Below are 23,373 nucleotides of genomic sequence, written 5' to 3'. Positions count from 1 at the left end.
TCCCGTGACCGCACTCGACCGGCTCGCCCGGACCGACATCGCCTTCCTCAACTGGCGCGACCCCGCCCACCCCGACGCGGGCGGCGCCGAAGCCTACTGCTGGGAGATCGCCCGACGGTTCGCGGCGGCCGGCGCCCGTCTCACCCTCGTCTCGTCGCGGTACCCCGGCTCGCGCGCCCGGGAGTGCCGCGACGGGATCCGCATCGTACGGAGCGGCGGCACCTTCGGCGTGTACGCCGCAGCCGCCGCGCACCTGCTGCGGAACCGTCACGGCTACGACGCGGTGGTCGACTTCCAGAACGGCATCCCGTTCTTCTCCCCGCTCTTCACCCCCCGCTGGACCGCTGACATCTGCGTCATCCACCACGTCCACCAGCAGCAGTTCGACACCCGGTTCCGGTGGCCCGTGAACTCCGTGGGACGACTGCTGGAGAAGCAGGTCAGCCGACGCGTCTACCGGGGCCGTCCGGTGGTGGTGGTCTCGCCCTCGACCCGCGAGGGCGCCCGGCGCGAACTCGGCTTCGGCAATCCGATCCACATCGTTCCCAACGGACGTCCCGTCCCTCCGTCCACGGCACCGGCCGGACAGCGGTCCGCCACCCCCGCGCTGACCGTCGTCAGCCGGCTCGTCCCGCAGAAGCGGGTCGACCTGATCCTCCGGTCCGTTCCCGCGCTGCTGCGCCGTCACCCCGAGCTGCGGGTCGACCTGTGCGGGGACGGCCCGGAGGCGGACCGGCTGCGGAAGACCGCCGCCGAACTCGGGGTGGGTTCCGCCGTCGTGTTCCACGGACGCGTCAGCGAAACGCGCAAGCAGGAGCTCTTCGCACGCGCCTGGCTGACCGTCGTGCCCTCCGTCGCCGAGGGCTGGGGACTCGCCGTCATCGAGGCGAACACCATGGGCACCCCCGCCCTGGCCTTCGACGTGCCCGGGCTGCGGGACGCGATCCGGCCCGGGGTCAACGGATGGCTCCTGGACCCCGACGGGGACCTCGCGGGCGGGGTCTCCGCGGCCCTCGACGCGCTGTCCGCACCGGGGGCGCGGCAGCTCACCGCGCAGCGGTGCCGGGCCTGGGCCGCCGCCTTCTCGTGGGACGACAGCGCCGAACGGCTCGCCCGGGTCGTCCTGGAGGACCTCCAGCGCACCCACCGTCACCGGCGCTCCCGCCGCTCGGCGAGCGACCTGTCGGTGATCACCCGCTTCAGCTCGGACGATCCCGACACGACCGAACGGGCGGTGCGTCGCTCCCTGCGCCAGACCGACGCGTGGCGGCGGGAGGGCGACGCCTTCCGGCTGCTGCTCCACGGCTGTGACGAGGTGCGGGCGCTGAACGCCCTGCACCGCCTCGACGTCGCAGAGGCCGACGTCGCGCTGGCGGACGGCCACGACGTGCTGCTCGGTGCGACGGAACCCGACGACGGGTCCTCCGACGAGCGTCCGCCGGGACGGCGGCCATGAGCGCCGTGAGCTCCGTCGCCTCCCCGCGGTCCGTCCTCCAGGACGAGGCCAGGGCCGTGCACGGGGCGCGCTGGATCGCCACCGGGGCCGTACTGGTCGGCGGCCTCAACTACGCCTACGCACTGCTCCTCACCCGGCTCCTGGACGTCTCCGGGTACGCCACCTTCGCCGCCGGTCAGGGGCTCATCGTGTGCACCGCCGCCGTCGCCGTGGTCACCGTGCCGTGGATGCTGGCACAGGCCCTGGCCCGGGCCGGCTCCGACGCCGAGCGCGGCGACGCGGTCCGCTTCGCGGTGATCACCGCGTTCGCGGGCGGCACCGTGGCCGCCGTCGTGGTGGCTTGCGTCGCGCTGCAGTTCGCCGGCTCCGTCACGACGCTCGTCATCGCGGGCGGCACCCTGGCGGTCTTCCTCACCCGGGTCAGCGCGGGCTGGCTCCAGGGCACCGAGCGGCTGCGCACCCTGGCCTCGCTGACCGTCCTGGAGGCCTGCCTCAAGTTCGGCGTGGGCGTCTTCCTCGTCACCGCGCTCGGCCTCGGCGAGACCGGTGCGCTCGCGGCGTTCGGGATCGCCGTCCTCCCCTATGTGTTCGTCCGACCGCGCCGGTTCCTCGGCCCCGTGCGCCGCCCGTGGCGGGCGGTGAGCGCCGACCGGCGGCTGTGGCAACGGGCGATGGGCGTGGCCTCCCTCCAGGGCGTGGTGGCGGTGCTCGCCGCCGTGGACGTGGTGCTCGTCGCGATGTTGCCCACCGAGCGTTCCGCAGCGGCCAGTTACCAGGCCGCCGTGATGCTCGGCAGGGTCCCCCTCTTCCTCGCCGGTGCCGTCTCCATCGCCTTCCTGCCCGCGTTGTCACGGCGCCGGGCGGGCGATCCGCTGACCGCGCGGGCACTCCGGATGTACCTCGTGGTGGCCCTGCCCCTGACGGTGGTGGCCGCGACGGTGCCCGGCGCCCTGCTCCTGACGTTCTTCCCCCCGGGATACTCCATGGTCTCCACGCTGATGGCTTGTACGGCAGCCTCGGGCCTCGCGCTCGGCGCGCTCGCCCTCTTGGTGACGTTCGCCCAGGCAGTCAATGACTACGCGGTCCTGCGGACGCTGTTGGTGGGGCTCGTCGCGTACGTGACGGCCCTGGTGTCCGGCTGGGCCGCGGGCGGCGTGCTGGGCATGGCGGTGGGCGGACTGTGCGGAACGGCGACCGTCCTGGCCCTGCTCGCCGTGCGGCACGCCCGCCGGAACGGCTTCGGAGCGGTGGAACGGCCGCTCGTGCGCATGGTGGCACCGCTGCTCGCGCTCGCCGGGGCGATGCTGCTGCTCCGACCCCACACCCTCGCCTGGTTCGCCGCCGCCGTGGCCGTCGGGGGCGTCACCCTGTGGCGCTTCTTCGGCCGGCAGGGTGCGGCCGTACCGGCCGGGGGCGTCGAGCAGGACGGTGCGGGGCCCTCGTCTCCGGGCCCGCCCCCGGCGCCCGGTGCAAAACCGCGCCCGGCACGAGCGGCGGACCGCGCCGAGCGGTCGACGGAACTGCTGGTCGACGCCGTGTGGCGGGACCGGGTCCGGCCCGCCGGGGAGGAGGAGCTGCGCAAGGCGCTCGTCACGGCCCGGCACAACCAGGTCGAGGGCCGACTGGCCCGCGCGTACCCCCGCCAACTCGCGGGGACGCTGGGCGAGGTGGAGGGCGCGACGGCCCTCTTCCGACGCAATCTCGTGGCGGCCACCGAACGGCTGCGGGCGGTGGGGATACCGACCGTCCTGATCAAGGCCGACCTCTCGGGGGACTACGTGTACGGAAACTTCGACCTCGTGGTCCCCCCGGGGCGGCTGCGGGCGGCACAGCAGGCGTTGGAGGGCTGGTACGCGCACCGCGAGACGTACTGGCTGGAGCGGAGCAGCAAAGTGCTCCTGCAGCCCCCGAGCGGTCCGGCGGCCCATCTGCACGGCTCGGTCTCGTGGTTCGGCGTGCCGGTGGTGCCGACCGAGCGGTTGTTCGCGCGGGCCGTACCGCCGGAGGAGGACGGTTGCGCCTGGCTGACGCCGTGCCCGCCCGACCGACTGCGGATCTGGCTGGCGCACGCACTCTTCCAGAACCTGGCCCTGGACCTGTCGGAGCTCCTGGCGCTGCGGCCGTTGCTGCGGCCCGGTGTCCTCGCGGAGGCGCACCGGGAAGCGTCCCTGGAGGGCTGGGACGCGGGCGGCCGGGAGGCGCTCGCCACCGCCGTGGCGGCGATGGCACGGCTCGACCGGGGCGAGCCCGTTCCCCTGCCGCTGCCGCTGCCCGCACGGACCTCGCTCCGGGTCGGCGTCGAGCACGCACGGCATCTCCTGGGCAGCGGCCGGGTCGGCCCCCCGGGCCGCGAGGCGGCCCTGCGGGTCCCCCTGGTGACGGCCAAGAAGCTGCGGAGGCGAGTGCCATGACGACCTTTCGAGGACCGGACGGCCGCTCCTCGCGGGAGCGTGACCGTCCCGTCCTGGTGGCGGTGTCGGGACCGGACGGCGCGGGGAAGTCCTCCCTGGTCCGCAGGCTCCGGACGCTGCTCGGCCAGCGGGGCTTCAGCGTCGTCGCCCCGCACTGCTACGGCTGCGTGCTGTGTCGCCGGTTCCCGGTTCCGCCGCGGGCAGCGGAGGAACCGGACGGGGGCGGACGGGCGCGGCGCGCCACGGACCCCGAGCACCGGGACTCCCGGCTGCGCCGTGCCCATGCCTTCGTGGACGCGGGCGAGCTCGCGACACGGGTCGCCGCGGCCCGGATGCTGGCGCGGGCGCGCGGCGGGCGGGCGGTGGTCGTGACGGACCGCGGGCCGCTCGACGGCCTGGTGAAGTTCGACCTGTCGGCCGGCTCCGGTCCGGCGGCCGTCTTCCGCCGGACCGCCCGGCGCTACGACCTGACCCTGCTGCTGGAAACCGGCCCCGAGGTGCTCCGGGGCCGCGGTTGGGAGGAGGTCGCCGGCCCGCCGACCGTCTGGTGGGCCCGCTACCGCAGCTGGTCGCGGCGGTTGCCGGGGATCACACGGCTGGACGGCGAACGGGCTCCTTCGCTGGTGGCGGAGACGGCCCTGGAACACGTCCTCGGCGTCGTACGGGAACGGGAACGGGAACGGGTCGCACCGCCGGAGCACGGAGCCGCCCGGCAACGGCGGCACGTGGTGGTGTCGAGCTACGACGACGCCGACAACACCGCCTATCGGGGCGGCGGCGCCCTGGTGGTCGCGAAGATGGCCCGGCGGCTCTCGGAGGACTTCCGGGTGACCGTGGTGACGGCGGGCCGTCGCGGTGGCTCCGAGCAACGGGACGGCGTCCGGTACGTCCGGCTCCCGGTGGGCCGGGCGGGCCCGCGCGCCGGACAGGTGCTGTTCCTCGCGATGCTGCCGTTCGCGGCGCGTCGGATCCGACACGACCTCTGGCTGGAGAGCTTCACCCCTCCGTTCTCGACGGGCTTCCTCCCCCTGGCGACGGCCGCCCCCGTCGTCGGCATCGACCAGGGACGCAGCACGGAGGCGCTGTGGCGGCGCTACCACCTCCCGTTCTTCCTCGTCGAACGCCTCGGACTGCGCTTCTACCAACATCTCGTGGCGATGAACCCGGCGGACGGTTCGGCCCTCGGGCGCTTCAGCCCCCGGGCGGACGTCCAGGTCATCCCCAACGGTGTGGAGCAGCGCCCCCTCGACGAGTCGGCACTCGGCACCGGGCAGTTCGTCCTCTTCCTGGGGCGGATCGACACCTGGAGCAAGGGGCTGGACCTGCTGCTCGACGCGTACGACCGGGCCCGGGTCCCGCTCGACCTGTTGATCGCGGGCAGCGGCACGCCCGCCGAGGAACAGAGGCTCGCCGCGCTCGTCTCCGCACACGCCCACGGCGCTCGTCCCCGGATCCACTGGGTGGGCTACGCCGAGGAGGAACGCAAGCAGCAGCTCCTCCGCGACAGCGCCTTCCTGGCGATGCCCTCGCGGCACGAGACCTTCGGTCTGGTGGCCCTGGAGGCCATGTCGTACGGCAAGCCCGTGCTCCACTTCGACCTGCCCGCGCTGGGCTGGATGCGCGACGGAGGCGACGTGGCCGTGTCGCCCTTCGACGTGGACGCGTTCGGCGCCCGCATGAACGAGCTGGCCACCGACGCGGCGCTCCGGCGCCGTCTGGGGCGCCGCGCCGGACTCGCGGCACGGCACTACACGTGGGACGAGATGACGGGCCGCTACCTGGCCCTGGCCCACCGGCTTCTGGACTCACCCGCCGCCGCACGGCGGCCGAGGAGGAGGGGCGCGTCATGGCAGACGACCCGCTGACCGGTTTCGTCCGCACCGTACTCGGCTCCGACGTTCCGATCCTCGTGCTCTCGCCGCACCTGGACGACGCCGTGCTGTCCTGCGGCGCACTGCTCGGCTGGGTCGGACGGCGGGCGCCGGTGACGGTCGCGACCCTGTTCACGGAGGCCGCGCCGCCGCCCCACACCCTCTCGGCCCGGCAGTACCTGAAGCAGACCCGTGCCGGCGACGCCGAGGAACTCTTCGCCGAACGCCGCGAAGAGGACCGGCAGGTCCTGGAACGGCTCGGCGTCGACCGCCACCACGTCGGCCTGGTCGACGGGTTGTTCCGGCAGCTGCCGCGGGCCCGCCCGGGCACGGACCGACTGGCCCGGCTGCTGCCGGAACTGACCCATGTGTACCCGACGTACCGGCTGCACCTGTCCCGGGGCCGGATCTCCGCGCACGACGCCGAGACCCTGCGCACGGTCGGGGAAACCGTCGAGGCACTGCTGCCCGCCCGCTCCGGCGGTCTGGTCCTCGCACCCCTCGGGGTGGGCGGGCACGCCGACCACGTCCTGGTCCGCGCCGCCGCCGAGCGGAGCGGCCACCGGGTGGTGTACTACAGCGACTTCCCGTACAACCAGAGTTCCGGGGCCGACGCGGGGTTCACCGGCCGCCACCGACTGGTGGCGCGTTCCTGGGAACGGGGGCTCGACCGCAAGGCGGAGCTGGTCCGGGGCTACCGGACCCAGGTCGACGCCCTGTTCCCCGGGGGCGGCATACCGCACGTGCCCGAGGTGTACCTGCTGCCCGAGGACGAGCCCCGGGAAGCGAACGGGACGGGGACCGGGGCCGCCGACCGACTCCGCGGGGCCACCGGGGGCGCGCCGTGACCGTCCCGCGCACCCTGCCCTCCTCCACCGGGACCGCGCCGTTGGCGGAGGCGGCCCCGCGCCGTCCGCGCGGACGGCGCGGACCGGTGCCGACCTCGGTGTACGCGGCCGGGGCCGCCCTGCTCACGGTGACGCTGCGCCTGGTGCAGATCGGGCGGTCGGGCGACGTGTTCGTCGACGAGCCCATCTACCGGCTCCTCGGCGACAGTGCCGGCGCCGGCGGCTTCCCCCGCACCGACGAGGGCCTGTTCTTCCTCCACCCGCCGGGCTACTTCTACGTCGAGGCGGGCTGGGCGAAACTCGTCGGGGAACACCCGGACATCATCGCGGGCGTGCACTCCTCACGGGTGTTGAACGCCCTGCTCGCAGGGGTCACCGCGGCCCTCGTCGTCTTCCTCGTCGCCCGGGTGCGTTCACCCTGTGCGGGTGCGGTCGCCGGACTGCTCTTCGCCCTGGACCTGTTCTGCATCCGGCAGAACGACCGGGTGCTCCTGGAGACCGCGACGATGACGTGGGTGCTGGCCGGCTTCCTGGTCCTGGTGGGACTGGCCCGGCCCGATCCACCGGGACGCCCACGGACCCGGGCACTGCTGGCCGGCCTGTTCCTGGGGTGCGCGATCCTGACGAAGGACCACGCCGTGCTGATCACCGTGCTGCCGCTGTCGGCCGCCCTTCTCCTCGGCTGGGGACCGCCCCGCCGCCTGGTGGCGCTGACCCTCTCCATGGCCGTCCTCTCGTACGCCGCGTACGTCGCGCTCGTGGTCGCCTTCGGGCACTTCGACGCCTTCTGGGACGCCAAGACGGCCGGGGTGCGACGGCTCCTCGGGGTCGTCCAGGAGACCGGCTTCAACGCGGCGGGCACGCCCTCCCTCTCCGGCCGGCTGCTCGACGAACTCCCGGGCTACGCGGGCACCTACCTGTTGCTGGCGCTCACTCCGCTGGCCCTGGTGCTGCTGTGGCGCCGCAAGGAACCCGCGTACCGGCTCCTCACGCTCTTCCACGCCTCCGCGATCCTCACCCTGGGGTACGCGCTCGCCATCGGCACCCTGGAGGAGCAGGCCCTGTACCTGCTGTTCGTGCCGAACCTGGTGGCACTCGCCGTCACCGTCCCCGTGCCGTCCCGGAAACGGCGCGGAGCCCGCATGCTGGCGGGCGGCGTCCTGCTCGCCGTGCTCGCCGTGCCCGCCGCCACGTACGCGCAGGAACGGTGGACCCCCGACGACAGCTTCCCGCGCCTCCGGGCGTACCTGCTCGCGCACGTGCCGGCGGGCAGCGGCATCGTCACCGTCGACGGCGAACGGACCCGGGGCGTGACGACCTGGCTGCTCGACGACACCTACCGGCTCGGCAACTGGGTGGCGCCGGAGGAGCGAGCGGCGGCGGACGCCACGTACCTGATCGTGCCGTGGCGGGTCGTCGAGCAGGGGTACGGCCGTTCCTCCCCCGCCGAGGTGCGCCGGTTGACGGACGGGCTGCGACCGCTGTTCGCCCATCACGGCCCCACCTACGGCACCTTGGCCCTGTACCGGCTGCCGTCGCCCCTGCCCGGACCGCACCTCCCCGAGCTGGTCGTGCCCGGTTCCGCCGTGACCGGACCGCTGCTCCCGGCGCCCGGACCGATCGCCGCAGGGGCACCCGGTGCCCCGCGCTGAGCGGCGGCCCCGCGTCCTACTCCTGACCAGCAGCCCGCTGGACGGGGCGGAGGGCTGTGACGTGCGGCTGGCCACCGACATCCTCAAGGGGCTGGCCGACGTCGACTTCGTGTGGTTCACCCAGTGGCCGAGGCCGCGGCAGGCCCCGCCGGAACGCGGGCGCCGGGTGCGCGTCCTCTCCCGGGACGGCGTGCCGCACGTCCCCGAACGGTTGCAGTCCGCTTCCGCGGGAGCCGTGTTCGCCCGCCGGGTCGACCTCGTCCACGCCTTCCTGACCATCGGACGCACCTTCCCGGCGTTCTCCCGGTTGCGCCCGCTGCTGTTCGGCACACGACCAGTCGTGCACACCGTGCCCGGTGTGATGGACAACCGCCACCTGCGGCACGCCCGGCCGCTGGGGACGACGGTCGCCCTGTCCGAGTCGATGGCCCGGCGCTTGCGGGCGGCCGACTTCGGGGACGTCCGGATCGTCCCGCCCATGATCGACCTCGACGCCTGGCCGTACCTGCCGCGCCCCCAAGGGTTCCCCACGGTCCTCTTCGCCGGGCACCACGATCCGCACGGCGGGGCGGAGACCTCGATCGACGCGGCGGCGGAGGCGTACCGGGAAGGGGCCCGGTTCCGTCTGGTGCTCGCGATGCGGGGACGTCCGGGCCAGGACACCGGAGCCCTGGAGGAGGCGCTGCGGGAGCGGGCCGGCGCGGCCGGGCTGCCCGACGTCGAGGTGCGCGGATACGTCGACGACATGCCTGCGCTGCTGGCCTCGGTGCACGTGCTGCTCTTCCCCCCGGTGCTGCTCGGCGGGAAGGCGGACATCCCGCTCACCGTGCTCCAGGCGCTGGCTTCGGGGCGGCCCTCGATCCTCAGCGACCTCCCCCAGTTCGCGGACTTCGGCCACGCCGTGCTGCGGGCCCCGGCGGGCGACGCGCGCCGCACCGGGCAGCAGTTGGCGTGGTTGCTCGACCAGCCGCGCTCCTGGGACATGCTCGCGGAACGGGGGCACACCCTGGTGGAGGACCGCTTCGGCCCCGAGCGCTTCGCCGCCCGGTACGCGGCGCTCTACCGGGAGCTGCTGTCATGACGGGGCCGTGGTGGACATGGGCCCGCGGGGTACCGGCCGCTCTCGCGGTGCTCGCCGTACTGCTGCTGCTCGTGGGTGCGTTCGGGGGGCTGCGGCGCGGACCGGAGCCCGACCCCCGACCGGGCCCCCATTGGTACGGCACGCTGCAGACCGACCCCGCTCGGGCCCGCACCGAGTACGCGCACGGGGTCCGGGTGGCACACCTGCAGATCGACTGGGGCCGGTTCGAACCGGAACGGGGCGTGTACGACGAGGAGTACGTGCGCGGGGTGCGGGACCGGCTGACCGCCTTCCGGGACGCTGGGCTGAAGGTGGAGGCCGGGCTCGGCCTGAACCACCCGCCGTCCTGGCTGCCGGACGCCTTTCCCGAATCGGTGTTCGTGAACCAGTTCGGCGAGCGGTCGACGGGCACGCCGAACGTCGTGTTCAGCGATCCGGTGCGGGAACAGGTCGCCGACTACGTCGGCGCGGTGGACCGGCTCATCGGCCTCGACGACGTGTGGGCCGTCCGGATCGGCGTCAACGAGAGCGGTGAGTTCGCCTACCCGGCGCCGCTGTCAAAGGGCGGCGGCCTGGGCGAGTTCTGGGCCTACGACGGTCATGCCCAGGCCGACTCCCCCTTCCCGGGGTGGCGACCGGGCGAACGCACTTATCACGGAAGGCCGTTCACCCGGGAGGACGCCTCCCGTTGGTACCGGTGGTACGCCGGGGCGCTGGCCGGGGCGGTGAACTGGCAACTCGACCTGTACGCCTCGCTCGGCTACCGGGGACAGCTCAAGGTCCTGGTGCCGGGCGGCGGTTTCTACCCCTCCGACCTGCGGACCGCCCTCGATGCGCGGCTGGAAGGCTCGCCGTCGATCCGACTCGTCGGGCGCGGTGCGGGCTTCTTCCTGACCTTGGGCTTGGTCGAGCACCGGGACGCGGTACGGATCGTGACCACGGCCCTGGTGGACGGCACGGGCGAACCCGAGGACAACGGCTGTGCGCCCGGCGACGCCCGCGTCGACGTCTCGGCTCCGGACGACGCGACGGTCCGCGCCTGGTCCTCGGCACGCTGGGTGGCGGCCGTGGCCAGGGGCGCGGGGTTCACCCACCTGGCCGGGGAGAGCGCCGGTCCGCAAGTGGCCCCGTACCGTGCCGGGGTGACGGAGCGGGCGTACCGGCAGATGGCGTCCTGTGGGCTCGAAGGCATGATGTGGGCCTTCGACCGGCACCTGTACGACGGGACGCCGGGCTCCTCCCTCGCGGACTACGCGGAGACCATCCGGCGTCACCCGTGAACCGACGGCCGGGAAGCGGCCGGCCGTCGGGCCGTGAGCAGGAGGACCCCCGTGTCCCCGTACTCGGGCAGGGTGCGGTCCTTCGCCAGCCTGGCGACCCGGAGACCGGTGGTGCGGGGCGCGAAGACGGACCGCAGGGCGGCCTCGTCGACCGGGCAGGCGGGCCAGATCGGGCCGGTTCCGATGCGATAGCTCGGCATCCGTTCCATGAAGGCGGCGAGGAGCGTGCCGCCGGGGCGGACGGCCCGGACGAGGGCGTCGCAGAGGGAAGCGAACTCCCCGAAGTCCTCGGTGACGCTCTCGGCGACGAAGTTCATGGAGGCGAGGTCATAGGTGCCGGTGTCGAGGTCCCCGGCGTCTCCCCGGACCACCCGCACCCGGCCGAGCGCCTCGGCGCAGCTCGCCGGGAGGGCGGGGTCGAGCGAGCGGCACAGGGCGTAGAAGGGCTGCCAGCTGTCGTCGAGGCCGTCGGCGAGCTGCCCGCGCAGGTAGTCGACGTTGGCGGCGCTGGGTTCGAGGGCGTCGACGCGGCGGCTGGCGGCGCCCGCGAGCATCAACGGGTACAGGTTGGGGCCGGCACCGAGTTCCAGGGTGCGGGACAGGCTGCCCGGGGCGAAGCGCCGGTAGACGGCGGCGTGGTGGTGGATGACGCCGATGTCACAGGGGTGCAGCCTGCGGTAGTTCTCGGCGAGGTAGTCCGTGACCGGCCAGGCGTTCCAGTCGGCGTCCCGGTTGCGGCGGACCGGGGCCCCCTCGGAGGGGCGCGGCAGGGTCGCGTCCATCACTCCTCCGCGGGGCGGCCGGCTGCGACGGGACGGGAGGGCTCGGCGGGCTGGAGGGGGAAGCGCTTGGCGAGCTCCGTGAGGGCGGCGCACAGTTGGTCGACCTCCTCGTCGGTGTTGGCCGCGGTGACCTGGATGCGGAAGCCGACCCGGTCGCGCGGGACGAGCGGATAGGAGGCGAGCGTGACGTAGACGCCGTGTTCCCAGAGGAAGGCGGCGACGGCATCGAGGTCGCCGGCGTCGCCGAGCGGGATCTCCACGATCGGCAGGCCGTCGCTGTTGGGGGTGGCGATGCCCAGGGCCCGCACGTGGGCGAGCACGCGGGACGTCATCCGGTACAGGCGGGCCCTGATCTCGTCCCCTCGCTCGTCGTTGAGGTCGAGGCCGGCGAGGGCGGTGGCGAGCGAGGCGGTCGGGGACGGCCCGGAGTAGAGGTAGGGTGCCGCCGCCACCTTGAGGTGCTCCTTGAGCCACTTGGGAACCGCGAGGAAGGCGAGCAGGGAGGAAAAGGCCTTGGAGAAGCCGCCGACCAGGACCAGGTTGTCGTAGCTCTCGCCGAGGTGGCGGACGATGCTGTTGCCGCGCGAGCCGTACGGGCTGGTCTCGCCGGGGCGTCGCTCCCCGATGACGCCGAAGCCGTGGGCGTCGTCGACATAGAGCAGGGCGTCGTTCTCGCGGCAGATCCGGGCCAGGGTGGGCAGGTCCGGGAAGTTGCCGGTCATGCTGTTCACCCCGTCCATGCAGACGAGCCGGCCGGCGTCGGTGGGCGCGCCGCGCAGCAGCGCCGCCAGTTCGTCGGGTCGGTCGGCCCGGAAGCGGTGGATCTCGGCGCCCTGCCCGCGGGCACCGACGCAGCCGTCGTACACGGTGCGGTGGGCCTGTGCTTCGACGAAGACCTGTCCGGTGCCGGCGAGCAGCGGGATGACGGACTGGTGGATGAGGGTGATGGTGGGCAGCAGCAGGGTGTCGGGGGCGCCGAGGAGTTCCGTGAGCCGTTCCTCGATGCGGGGGTAGAGCCGGGGGCTACCGATGAGTCGGGACCAGCTGGGATGGGTGCCCCAGCGCCGGACCTCGGGTTCGATGGCCTCGATGACGGAGGGTTCGAGGTCGAAGCCGAGGTAGTTGCAGGAGGCGAAGTCGACGAGCCAGTCCTCGCCGACCCGGATGCGGCGGCCGTCGATCTCGTCGATGACGGCGTCGCACATGAGGGTCGCCCGTTGCAGGTGTTCCAGGTCCCGCCAGCGGGATTCGCGCGGGTGCCGGGTGGCCGAGAGGGCCGGGGCGGACGCCGGCCGGGCGGGCCCGGCGAGGCGGACCGCGGAGCGGTTGCCGGCCGGCTGGGCACGGTGCAGGTAGGACTCGGCCTGGTGGGCGGTCATGGGACGGGCGAAGAGGTAGCCCTGTCCGTACCGGCAGCCCATCTCGGCGAGCAGGGCCCGTTGCTCCTCGTGCTCGATCCCCTCCGCGACGACCTGGAGGCCGAGGACGTCGGCGATGCGCACGATGCCCTCGACGAGGGCCACCTGCTGCGGGTCCGTGGTGATGTCGTCGATGAAGGACTTGTCGACCTTGAGGATGTCGATGGGGAACTCGCGGAGGTAGCTGAGCGAGGAGAACCCGGTGCCGAAGTCGTCGATGGCGATGGCGACGCCCAGCTCCTTGAGGGCTGCCATCGTGGTGCGGATCTGGGCGTCCTGGCGCATCAGGACGGTCTCGGTGAGTTCCAGGACGAGGGAGCCGGGCGCGAGCCCGGAGGAGTGGAGCGCGTGCCGCACCTCGTCGAGGAAGCCGGGGTCGCGGAACTGCCGGGCCGAGACGTTCACGTTGGCCTGCAGGGGGGTGGGGCGCGGGCGGGCCCGCTGCCAGCGGGCGATGTCGAGGGCGGCGTGTTCGAGGACCCAGGCGCCCAGCGGCATGATGTGGCCGCTCTCCTCCGCCAGGGTGATGAACTGGTCGGGCGGCACCATGCCACGCCGGGCATGCGGCCAGCGGATGAGTGCTTCGAGCCCGGAGGTGGCTCCTCCGTCGACCTCGACGATCGGCTGGTAGCGCAGGGCGAAGGCGTGGTCGGCGATGGCCGTGTCCATGCCCGCCTGGAGTTCGTGACGGGCGACGAGCCGGGAGTGGAGCTCGGGGTGGAAGAGGCGCCAGCGCTTCTTGCCCGCGGCCTTCGCCGCGTACAGCGCGAGGTCGGCGTGGCCGAGGAGCTCTTCGGCGTGGGCGCTGTCGAGGACCGTTGCGATGCCGACGCTGGTCGAGACGGAAACGGAGCCGTCGGTGAGGTGGAAGGGCTGGCTGAGGGTGTGCACGATCTCGGCCGCGAGGGCCTCCGCGTCGCGGGGTTCGCGTGCTCCCTCGATGAGGACGGCGAACTCGTCGCCGCCGAGCCGGGCGGCGGTGTCGGTGAGTCGCAGGACCGAGGTGAGGCGACGGGCCACGGCGACGAGCAGTTCGTCGCCGACGGAGTGCCCCATGGTGTCGTTGACGACCTTGAAGTCATCGAGGTCGACGAAGAGCATGCAGGTCAGGGTCGACTCGCGGCGCCCCCGGAGCAGGGCGCGCTCGATGCGTTCGAGGAGCAGGACGCGGTTGGGGAGGCCGGTGAGGGAGTCGTGGAACGCCCGATGGGTGAGTTCCCGTTCCAGTTTCCGCTGCTCGGTCACGTCGCGGAGGGTGAGGACGAGGCCGTGCACGGTGTGCTCGTGGCGCAGGTTGCTGCACCGGGCCTCGACTTCCAGTTCACCGGAGCCCCCGTGGAGCAGCTTCCAGTCGTCGCGGGCGTCGGTGGCTCCGTGGGAACGTGCGTCGGCGAGGACGCGCAGGGCGCTCGCCGTGTCGGCGGGGGCGATGAGGTCGGTGAGCGGGGTGCCGGGCAGCAGGGAGCGGCCGAACATCGACTCCGCGGAGGGACTCGCGTACCGCACGGTGTCGTCGTCGTCGACGATCAGGATGACGTCCGAGGTGTTGTGGACGAGGGTGCGGAAGTAGGCCTCGCTGGTGCGGCGGTTGACCTCTTCGCTGAGCCCGAAGCGTTCCAGGGCCAGGGCCGCCTGGGAAGCGAGCGATTGGGCGGGGCCCATGATCTCGGCGAGCTTCTTCTCCGGTCCCGCGAGGACCAGTACGCCGAGCAGTGGCTGGTCTCCTGCGGGGGCCTGGAGCCGCAAGGGGCAGAGCAGGGCGTGCGGTTCGGGTGCGAGTTCGACGGCGACGGCCGGGTCGATCCGCGTCACGGGCAGCAGTCGGGCGCCTTCCGCGATGTGTTCGGGCCAGGACGTGCCGGAAGGCCGGATCAGCGTGTCGGTGTGACAGCTCCAGGGGTGTTCGGTGGTGGCCACCCCGTGGAGACCGCCCCTGCGGTCCCGGGTGAGGAGGAGGGCCCGGTGCGCGGTGCCGGGGCCGAACAGCGTGGCGGAGGCCGTCTCGACCGCGCCGGCGACTTCGCGGGGGCTGAGGGCGGCGACGAGGGAGGCGGCGGCGACCCTGAGGCTGCGTTCGCGCGCCTCGGCCTTGCCGTGGTCGTTCATCATTCCCCAGAGCCTGGCGAGGACCAGCAGGAACATGAGCGCCGAGAAGATCGCGATGACGGCGATGTCCTTGTCCTGGTCGTGGCGCAGCGACTGGAGGAGCAGGAGGGTGGGGGCGACGAGGGAGGCGACGGCGAGCAGCACGAGCCGCCGCTCGGCGATGCGCGGGGTCGGTTCGGGCGCCGGTTCGGTGAGGCCGGTCATGGAGGGGTGGAGGGCGGCGAGCCCCCAAGCCGTGAAGAAGACCACCCACCCCAGGTCCAGGGGGGTGCCGACCTGCCAGGTGCCCTTGAGCTGGAGCGTGCCGTAGATGACGTCGGAGGCGAGGATTCCGCAGGTGCCGAGGGTGAGCAGCTGCACGGACCGGGAACGCAGTCCGCCGGGGACCAGGAGCCGGGCGAGCATCGCGAGCATCAGGACGTCGCCGAGCGGGTACGCGATGGAGATGGCCTTCTCGGTCCAGCTCATGTCGTCGCTCTGGGCGAGCGGGGTGATGAGGTTGACCCAACAGAGCAGGGCGAGGCCGGAGGTGAGGATCAGTGCGTCGAGGGCGACGGCGAGGTCACGGCCGACCGCCCGGTAGCGGATGAATCCGAGCAGGCCGATCGCGAACAGCGGATAGGTGGTCAGGTAGAGGGCGTCCGCGATGGACGGGAAGGGTCTGGTCTGGCCGAAGAAGGCCTCCAGGGCGTTGTAGGCGGTGTCGCCGCCCACGAAGGTGAGGTTGGCTGCGGCGAGCACCAGCCAGGGCCAACGCTTGGCGGGCCGGTGCACCCGGACTCCGACGAGGATGGCGATGACGCCGCTGAGCCCGATCAGCGCCCACAGCGCGGTGTGCCGGGCCGGGAACAGGAGGTACGCCACGGTCAGCAGGGTCACGGCCAGCACGTACAGGAGGGTCCAGCGGCGCAGTGCCCCCGGCGTCGGGGGCGGCCCGTTCGGCTGGCGCAGCGGCATGGTCGACCGCCCCCTTGCCGGTCGGACGCCGTCGGAAGCGTCCTGGTCGCGGATACGGAGACCGTACGGAGTCCATTGTCCGGGGGTCCCGGGACGCTTGCATCTCGGCCGTGATCGGGCCGGCGCGGCCGGTCGGAACGGGGCGGCTCAGGAGGAGGCGCGGACCACGAGCTCGGTGGGCAGTACCCGATGGGGCTGTTCGTCGGCGTCGCCGGGTTCGGTGAGCTCCTGGAGGAGCATGCGCGCCATGGTGCGCCCCATCTCCTCGATGGGCTGGCGCACGCTCGTCAGCGGCGGGTCCATGTGACGGGCGACCACCGAATCGTCGACGCCGACGAGGGCCACGTCCTCGGGAACCCGGCGGCCTGCTTCGCGCAGGACGCTCCGCGCGCCGGCCGCCATCACGTCGGAGGCGGCGAAGACGGCGTCGAGGTCGGGTCTGCGGTCCAGGAGTTCGCGCATGGCGCGCCGACCTCCCTCCTCGGTGAAGTCGCCGTGGGCGACGAGCGTCGGGTCCGGTGCGAGCCCGGCCCCGGTGAGGCCCTCGCGGTAGCCGTCCAGACGGCACCGCGCCACGTACATGTCGAGCGGTCCGGTGATGGTGGCGATCGTGCGGCGGCCCCGGTCCGCGAGGTGTGCGACGGCGGCCCGGCCGGCCCCGGTGTTGTCGGAGTCGACGAAGGCGACGCGCTCGGCCTCGGTGCGGCGGCCGTTGAGCACGGCGGGCAGGCCGAGGGCGCGGACCTGGTCGGGGAGGGGGTCGTCACCGTGCACGGAAACGAGGAGGACGCCGTCGACGCGCTGCGCGGCGAGGTACTGCTCGAAGCGCTGCCGCTCCTGCTCGCTGCGGACGAGGGTCAACAGGAGTTGCTTGTCGGCGACGGCGAGTTCGGTGCTGACCCCGCGGATGATGTCGAGGAAGTAGGGCTCGGCGAAGAGACGGGTTTCGGTCTCGGGGATCACCAGGGCGACGGCGTCGGTACGGCTGCCGGCGAGGGCGCGGGCAGCCCGGTTGGGGACGTAGCCCAATTCGGCGACGGCCCGTTCGACGGCGTCCCTCGCCCGTTCGCTGACCTTCGGGGAGCCGTTGATGACCCGGGACACCGTGCCGCGGCCGACGCCGGCCCGGGCCGCGACCTCCTCCAGCGTGGGTCTGCCGGTCTGCCGCCCGCTCGCCGCCATGTGCCGCCCTCCCCCCCCCGGGGCGCCGCCCCGCACTCGTTCCACGGGAACCTATCAGGCGGGGCGGGGCGCACGGGGGCGCCGGCGGGGGCGGTTCAGGCGCCGGTCGGGGCCAACTCGGCCATGGCTCCCCAGCCCTGCTGCGGAACCTCGACGTTGATGATCTCGGGGGTGGTGGAGATGGCTCCGGCCATCGTCGCGAGCCCGGCCGTGAAGTGGGCGGAAGCGACATGGGCGGCACCCGCGTCGGCGTCGGCGAAGGCTTCCAGGAGGACGAAGACGTGCGGGTCGTCCACGCTGCGGGACCAGTCGAAGAAGAGGTTGCCGGGTTCCGCGCGGGTGGCGCGGGTGAAGTCGTCGACCAGGTCGAGCCAGCGGTCGGCGTGGTCGGGGCGGACGGTGAAGCGGACGGCGATGAAGATCATGGGCCCATCCTGTGGCGGTCGGGGCGGAGGGGCGAGCGGGGCGGCCCGTCTTTCCGACAGGGCCGGAAAGACGGACGCCTTGGGCACCGGGGGCATCCCTGGGGAGCGGGGGCATCCCTGGGGAGCGGCCGTGGCCCTGCAGTTCGGGCAGGGGACACGGCAGACGTCGGGGGAGCCCCTACGGCACGGCCGGGAATTCCGGAGCGGCGCGATGCAGGGCGGCCCTGATGTCGCTTCGGCGCCGCTCGAACTCCGCGGTGGGCAAGGAGACGGACAGTGCGTGGACGATGCCGTCGCCGCGTCCGGGCAGGGCGATGGCGAGGCAGGTGTGGGCGGGGTCCGCCTCGCCCACCGAGACGGCGAAGCCCCGGGCGCGCACCCGGTCCGCCTCGGCTTCGAACCGTTCGGCGTCGGTGATCGTCCGCTCGGTGAACCGCGCCATGCCGTGCTCCGCGAGGTAGCGGCGGCGCAGCGGGCGCGGCAGCGCGGCGAGCAGCGCCTTCCCGTGTGCGGTCGCATGCGCCCTGGCCTCGGGGCCGGGGATGAAGGGGTGGTCGACGTCGGTGACGGGGGCGGTGGTGTCGACGACGGTGATCAGGCCCTCGCGGTAGGTGGTGTGGTAGGCCTCCGCCCCCGTCTCCCGGCGCAGCCGGCCGAGGAGTTCCCCGGTGCCGGTGCCGAGCCCGTGGTGCCGCTGGTGGGAGCGGTACAGGGCCGGGACGCGAGGCCCGGGGGCGTACCCCTCACTGGTGCGGACGAGGTAGCCGCGGGCGAGCAGCGGGCCGGTGAGGTGGTAGACGGTCGAGAGGGCGCAGTCGAGCCGCCGGGCCAGCACCTTCGCCCCGACGGGTCGGTCGGCGGTGGCGACCGCGTCGAGGACGGCGAGGGCCCGGTCGACCGACTGTGGTCCCGGGCCGGGAGTCACGGGCATCGCCCCAGCTTAGGGCCGGTGCTCCCCCGGCCCGGACCGGGAAGCCCGAGGCGGGCGGCCCGCACTCCTTTGCGCCCGTCTCCCTCCCCCGGCGCAAGGCCGCTCCCGCGCCTCGTCACGCTCCGTCGCGCGGCGCACCCGTGACGTATCTTCGCAGGTCAAAACAGTTTTATGTGCATAAAACACTCTTTCGGCGTACCGTCGAGTGGACCCCCCATCCTCGACGCCACGGGAGAGCGTGTGCCCCGCTCCAGGACCGACCATGCCCCGACGCCCCGCGAGGGGCGCCGTCCGCACCTCAGGACGGCGGCCATCGCGACGGGCGTGGTCGCCGTCGCCGCGGGCGGCCTGTACGTGGCGGGGCTCCTCGCCACCGGCGACGACATATCCGCCGGCACCCGGGTCGACGGCGTGGACATCGGCGGCATGAGCCGCGCCGAGGCCGAGGCCGCGCTCACCGACGCGGCCCCTGCGTCCTGGAAGGCACCGATACCGGTGCGGGTCGGCGACCACGACGCCACCGTGGACCCTGCGTCCGCCGGTCTGACGGTGGACGTGGCGAAGACGGTCGACCTGGCGGCCGACCCGTCCCGCGCCCCGCTCACCGTCATCGGGCGGCTGTTCTCCTCAGGGAAGCGCGAGATCAGCCCGGTGCTCGCCCGTGACGCGGCGAAGACGCGGGCCGCGGTGGCCGAGCTCGCCAAGGCCAACGACCGGGCGGTCCGCGAGGGTTCCGTCGCCTTCCGGGCGGGCGAGGCCGTCGCGACCCAACCGGTGGTCGGCCGGAAGGTGGACACCGGGCGGGCCGCCGAGGCCCTGAGCGCCGCCTACCCGGTCGACACGGGCGCGGCCCCGGTGACGCTGCCGGTCAGCGTCACCGAGCCGAAGGTGCCCGCGACCGAGGTGAACCGCTTCCTCAACGCCTACGCGAAGCCCGCGGTCTCCGGCCCGGTGACGCTCACGGCAGGGGGCGAGCGGTTGCGGATCTCCGCCTCGACGCTCGGCGACCACCTCGCCGTGAAGAGCGAGGACGGACGCCTCACCGCTTCCCTCGACGAGCAGGCCCTGCTGCGCGATCCGGACGTGGCGCGACCGCTCTCCGCGCTGACCGGCGCACCGGTGGAGCCGTCCCTCGGAGTGCGGGACGGCAAGGTCGTGGTGGAGTCGGCGGGCCGACCCGGCCACCAGGTGACCGCGAAGGCCCTCGGCGATGCCGTCCGGCCCCTGCTCACCAGGTCGGGCGACGCGGCCCGCACGGCTCCGGTGACCACCAAGGCCACCGAACCCGAGTTGACGTCCGCCTCGCTGGCCCGCCTCGGCATCACCGAACAGATGTCGACGTTCACGGTGGACTTCCCCACCGCCCCGTACCGGACGACCAACATCGGCCGGGCGGCCGAGCTGATCGACGGCTCGATCGTGCAGCCCGGCGCGGTCTGGAGCTTCAACCAGACCGTGGGCGAGCGCACCGCGGAGAACGGCTTCGTCGACGGCACCATGATCCTCGACGGGCAGTACCGCTCCGCGCCCGGCGGCGGCGTGTCCGCCATGGCCACCACCGTCTTCAACGCCATGTTCTTCGCCGGGGTGAAGCCCGTCGAGTACGGCGCGCACTCCTTCTACATCGAGCGGTACCCGGCCGGGCGCGAGGCGACCGTCGCCTGGGGCTCGCTCGACCTGAAGTTCCGCAACGACACCGGCAAGCCGATCTACATCAAGGCGAGCGCCACCGACTCCTCGGTGACCGTCAGCTTCCTCGGGACGAAGAAGTACGACTCCGTGGAGGCGGTCGCCGGGCCGCACACCAACATCACGCAGCCCTCCAAGCGGGAGGGCACCGGCGAGGCCTGCGTGCCGCAGCCTCCGCTCGAAGGCTTCGACATCTCGGTGGATCGGGTCTTCAAGAACGGCGGCACCGAAGTCAAGCGGGAGACCTTCAAGACGCACTACACCCCGCGCGACGAGGTGACCTGCAAGCCGACCACCGGGGAGAACGGATAGAGCAGCGACCGGCATGGACGGAAGGGTGTCTTCCGGTACGGCCGGGGCATGACTTCGGAGTGCGGTCCGCCAGCCCTGCGGCGGGTGCGCACCGAACCGCCCCGAACCCCCCGTCGGAGGCAGGCCTTGGCACAGCTCAGCGACCCCTTCGAGCGGCTCCTGGACGGTGCCGCCCGCGCGGGCACGTACCCGGGCGCCGCATGGGCCGTGGGCGACGCCCGGGCCACCCTCTCCTCCGGGGCGGTCGGGCCGCTCGACCCGACGCGCCCCGACGAGCCGACCCGGACCGACACCCTCTTCGACGTCGCCAGCCTCACCAAGATCCTCGCGGTCTGGGCAGTGGTCGGGACGATCGTCGACGCCGGGAAGCTCGACCTGGCCGCCCCGCTCGGCTCCTACTGGCCCGAAGCCGCGGGACGGCCGCTCGCCGGTGCCACGGCGCACCACCTGCTCACCCACAGCGCCGGCCTGCCGCTCCGCGCCAACCTCCGGCACCTGTACGGCTCGGACCCCCAGGACGTCCGGGACGGCGTCCTCGCCGAGCCGCTGCGGCACCGCCCCGGCGAAGCCGTCGCGTACACCGACCGCGCGGCACTGGTCCTCGGCTACCTCACCGAGCACCTCACCCGGGAGCCGCTGCCCCGGCTCGCCCGGGACCGGGTCTGGGCGCCGCTCGCCATGTCGGACACCCGCTTCGGACCGCTGCCCGTCGAGACCAGGGCGCGGTGCGCGCCCACCGAACACGACGAGGAGAGCGGTGCCCCGCTCCGGGGGACGGTGCACGACTTCTCGGCGCGGCTCCTCGGTGGCGCCTGCGGGATCGCGGGGGTCTTCACCACCGTCGACGACATCGGCCGGTTCCTGAGGCAGCTGCTCGCCCCGGCACCCGGCACCTTCTCCGCCGACTGGACCACGGCGTCGCTGCGCGTCCGAACCGGTCGACTGCTCCCGCCGCGCGGACTGTTCTGGCACCCGGCGCCGGGCACGGAGCCGGCGGACGACGTCTGGGCGCACTTCGGCTTCACCGGCACCGCCCTCTGGGTCTCCCCCGCTCGGAGCCGCTGGGCCGTCCTGCTCACCAACCGGCTCCGCCTCACCCGTGACCCCGGTCCCCTGACCCGGGTCAGGGACGCCTTCCGGAGCCTCGCCTTCGGCTGATCCGCCGGAGGGTGCGCCGCGGTGTCGGCCCCGCAGGACAGGAATGGGGGCGGCCCCGCAAGGAGTGGGGGACGCCCCTCGCCGGAGCGGAGGCGAAGAGGAAGGGCTCGGGCGGGCACCGGCCGGCGCACCGGTCCGCCGCGGACGGGGCGAGCGAAGCGGCCCGAACGGGTCCGGCCGCCACCACGGCCCCGCGCCCGTCCCGAGGGTCTCCGGCACCGCCCCTCCGGGGTGGCTTTCCCGGCGTTCGGCACCCCTTGATGGGCCAAAGCAGCCGGGGGTTACCATATGAGCGCCGCCTAGCTCGAAAGATACTCTTGTGACTGTCAATGACGACTCGTTCACCAGTTGGAAGAACCGCGAGGAGATCGCGGAATCGATGATCCCGATCATCGGGAAGCTGCACCGGGAACAGGACGTCACCGTCCTGGTCCACAGCCGCTCCCTGGTGAACAAGTCGGTGGTCAGCATCCTCAAGACCCACCGCTTCGCCCGGCAGATCGACGGCGAGGAGCTCTCGGTCACCGAGACGCTGCCGTTCCTCCAGACGCTCACGACGCTGGACCTGGGCCCGTCGCAGATCGACATCGGCATGCTGGCCGCCGAGTACAAGAACGACGACCGCGGTCTGTCCGTGGCCGAGTTCACCGCCGAGGCCGTCGCCGGTGCCACCGGCGAGAACAAGATCGAGCGCCGCGACGGACGCGACGTCGTCCTCTACGGCTTCGGCCGGATCGGCCGCCTCGTCGCCCGTCTGCTCATCGAGAAGGCCGGCTCGGGCAACGGCCTGCGCCTGCGCGCGATCGTCGTCCGCGGCGGCGGTGAGCAGGACCTCGTGAAGCGCGCCTCGCTGCTGCGCCGCGACTCCATCCACGGCCAGTTCCAGGGCACGATCACGGTCGACGAGGCGAGCAGCACCATCGTCGCCAACGGCAACACCATCAAGGTGATCTACGCCAACGACCCCTCCGAGGTCGACTACACGGCGCACGGCATCGAGAACGCCATCCTCATCGACAACACCGGCAAGTGGCGGGACCGCGAGGGCCTCTCCAAGCACCTGCGCCCCGGCATCGACAAGGTCGTCCTCACCGCCCCCGGCAAGGGCGACGTGCCCAACATCGTGCACGGCGTGAACCACGACACGATCAAGCCGGACGAGAAGGTGCTCTCCTGCGCCTCCTGCACCACCAATGCGATCGTCCCGCCGCTGAAGGCCATGGACGACGAGTACGGCGTGCTGCGCGGCCACGTGGAGACGGTCCACTCGTTCACGAACGACCAGAACCTGCTGGACAACTACCACAAGGCCGACCGTCGCGGTCGTTCCGCGCCGCTCAACATGGTGATCACCGAGACCGGTGCCGCCTCGGCCGTCGCCAAGGCGCTGCCGGAGCTGAAGGCCCCGATCACCGGCAGCTCGATCCGCGTCCCCGTCCCGGACGTCTCGATCGCGATCCTGAGCCTGCGCCTGGGCCGCGAGACCACCCGCGAAGAGGTCCTGGAGTACCTCCGTGACGTCTCGCTGCACTCGCCGCTGAAGCGCCAGATCGACTTCACCACGGCCCCCGACGCCGTCTCGATGGACTTCGTCGGCTCGCGCCACGCGTCCATCGTCGACGCCGGTGCGACCAAGGTCGACGGCGACAACGCCATCCTGTACCTCTGGTACGACAACGAGTTCGGCTACTCGTGCCAGGTCATCCGGGTCGTCCAGCACGTCTCCGGCGTGGAGTACCCGACCTTCCCGGCCCCGGCGGCCTGATCCCCGGCACGCTCCACCAGCACGGCGGTGCTCCGCATCCCCTCGGGGG

General features: G+C 73.1%; 15 protein-coding genes. 10 read left to right on the top strand and 5 right to left on the bottom strand.

Annotation, left to right across the window (positions count from 1 at the left end; all coding sequences use genetic code 11):
- Positions 1-4 precede the first annotated feature (4 nt).
- The 7 genes from ACFW2Y_RS15365 to ACFW2Y_RS15335 are packed head-to-tail and all read left to right on the top strand — an operon-like array spanning position 5 to position 10,599.
- The gene (locus ACFW2Y_RS15365; protein WP_384878339.1) at positions 5-1,456 is read left to right on the top strand and encodes a glycosyltransferase family 4 protein; all 1,452 of its coding nucleotides are present in this window, start codon (positions 5-7) and stop codon (positions 1,454-1,456) included.
- On the top strand, positions 1,453-3,867 hold the full coding sequence (locus ACFW2Y_RS15360; RefSeq protein WP_384878336.1) for a lipopolysaccharide biosynthesis protein: 2,415 nt from the start codon (positions 1,453-1,455) through the stop codon (positions 3,865-3,867). The genes ACFW2Y_RS15365 and ACFW2Y_RS15360 overlap by 4 nt, the downstream gene beginning before the upstream one ends.
- Complete coding sequence (locus ACFW2Y_RS15355; RefSeq protein WP_384878333.1) at positions 3,864-5,732, top strand: glycosyltransferase; 1,869 nt, start codon at positions 3,864-3,866, stop codon at positions 5,730-5,732. The genes ACFW2Y_RS15360 and ACFW2Y_RS15355 overlap by 4 nt, the downstream gene beginning before the upstream one ends.
- Positions 5,714-6,586: a PIG-L deacetylase family protein gene (locus ACFW2Y_RS15350; RefSeq protein ID WP_384878330.1), complete on the top strand. Its 873-nt coding sequence runs from the start codon at positions 5,714-5,716 to the stop codon at positions 6,584-6,586. The genes ACFW2Y_RS15355 and ACFW2Y_RS15350 overlap by 19 nt, the downstream gene beginning before the upstream one ends.
- A complete protein-coding gene (locus tag ACFW2Y_RS15345) occupies positions 6,583-8,238 on the top strand; it encodes a phospholipid carrier-dependent glycosyltransferase (protein WP_384878327.1) in 1,656 nt (551 codons plus the stop codon). Before ACFW2Y_RS15350 ends, ACFW2Y_RS15345 begins: the two co-directional genes overlap by 4 nt.
- Entirely contained in the window at positions 8,225-9,319 is a 1,095-nt protein-coding gene (locus tag ACFW2Y_RS15340) for a glycosyltransferase family 4 protein (RefSeq protein ID WP_384878324.1), read from the top strand. The genes ACFW2Y_RS15345 and ACFW2Y_RS15340 overlap by 14 nt, the downstream gene beginning before the upstream one ends.
- Entirely contained in the window at positions 9,316-10,599 is a 1,284-nt protein-coding gene (locus ACFW2Y_RS15335) for a beta-galactosidase (RefSeq protein WP_384878321.1), read from the top strand. Before ACFW2Y_RS15340 ends, ACFW2Y_RS15335 begins: the two co-directional genes overlap by 4 nt.
- Here the strand turns inward: ACFW2Y_RS15335 and ACFW2Y_RS15330 are convergent.
- The 5 genes from ACFW2Y_RS15330 to ACFW2Y_RS15310 form a co-directional block, all read right to left on the bottom strand.
- Positions 10,590-11,381 (bottom strand): class I SAM-dependent methyltransferase, encoded by a 792-nt coding sequence (locus ACFW2Y_RS15330; RefSeq protein WP_384878318.1) that lies wholly within the window; start codon positions 11,379-11,381, stop codon positions 10,590-10,592. The two genes, ACFW2Y_RS15335 and ACFW2Y_RS15330, sit on opposite strands and share 10 nt — an antisense overlap.
- Positions 11,381-15,862 carry an aminotransferase class I/II-fold pyridoxal phosphate-dependent enzyme gene (locus ACFW2Y_RS15325; RefSeq protein ID WP_384878316.1) on the bottom strand — a complete coding sequence of 1,494 codons (4,482 nt, stop codon included), beginning with the start codon at positions 15,860-15,862 and terminating at the stop codon, positions 11,381-11,383. The genes ACFW2Y_RS15330 and ACFW2Y_RS15325 overlap by 1 nt, the downstream gene beginning before the upstream one ends.
- 147 nt (positions 15,863-16,009) lie before the next feature.
- Positions 16,010-17,044, bottom strand: coding sequence for a LacI family DNA-binding transcriptional regulator (locus ACFW2Y_RS15320; protein ID WP_384878313.1), 1,035 nt, complete (start codon positions 17,042-17,044; stop codon positions 16,010-16,012).
- A 95-nt stretch (positions 17,045-17,139) separates the two neighbouring features.
- Complete coding sequence (locus tag ACFW2Y_RS15315; RefSeq protein ID WP_384878311.1) at positions 17,140-17,469, bottom strand: putative quinol monooxygenase; 330 nt, start codon at positions 17,467-17,469, stop codon at positions 17,140-17,142.
- Positions 17,470-17,647: 178 nt separating this feature from the next.
- Positions 17,648-18,400, bottom strand: coding sequence for an IclR family transcriptional regulator (locus tag ACFW2Y_RS15310; RefSeq protein WP_384878309.1), 753 nt, complete (start codon positions 18,398-18,400; stop codon positions 17,648-17,650).
- Positions 18,401-18,640: 240 nt separating this feature from the next.
- Between ACFW2Y_RS15310 and ACFW2Y_RS15305 the strand changes: the two genes are divergently transcribed.
- From ACFW2Y_RS15305 to ACFW2Y_RS15295, 3 genes are all read left to right on the top strand, one after another.
- Positions 18,641-20,401: a VanW family protein gene (locus ACFW2Y_RS15305; RefSeq protein ID WP_384878306.1), complete on the top strand. Its 1,761-nt coding sequence runs from the start codon at positions 18,641-18,643 to the stop codon at positions 20,399-20,401.
- A 126-nt stretch (positions 20,402-20,527) separates the two neighbouring features.
- Positions 20,528-21,559 carry a serine hydrolase domain-containing protein gene (locus ACFW2Y_RS15300; RefSeq protein WP_384878304.1) on the top strand — a complete coding sequence of 344 codons (1,032 nt, stop codon included), beginning with the start codon at positions 20,528-20,530 and terminating at the stop codon, positions 21,557-21,559.
- A gap of 319 nt (positions 21,560-21,878) precedes the next feature.
- Entirely contained in the window at positions 21,879-23,324 is a 1,446-nt protein-coding gene (locus tag ACFW2Y_RS15295) for a glyceraldehyde-3-phosphate dehydrogenase (protein ID WP_384878302.1), read from the top strand.
- Positions 23,325-23,373 lie beyond the last annotated feature (49 nt).

The organism is Streptomyces sp. NPDC058877 (assembly GCF_042742855.1).
Taxonomy (GTDB): domain Bacteria; phylum Actinomycetota; class Actinomycetes; order Streptomycetales; family Streptomycetaceae; genus Streptomyces.
This window is presented reverse-complemented; position numbering and strand designations above follow the sequence as displayed.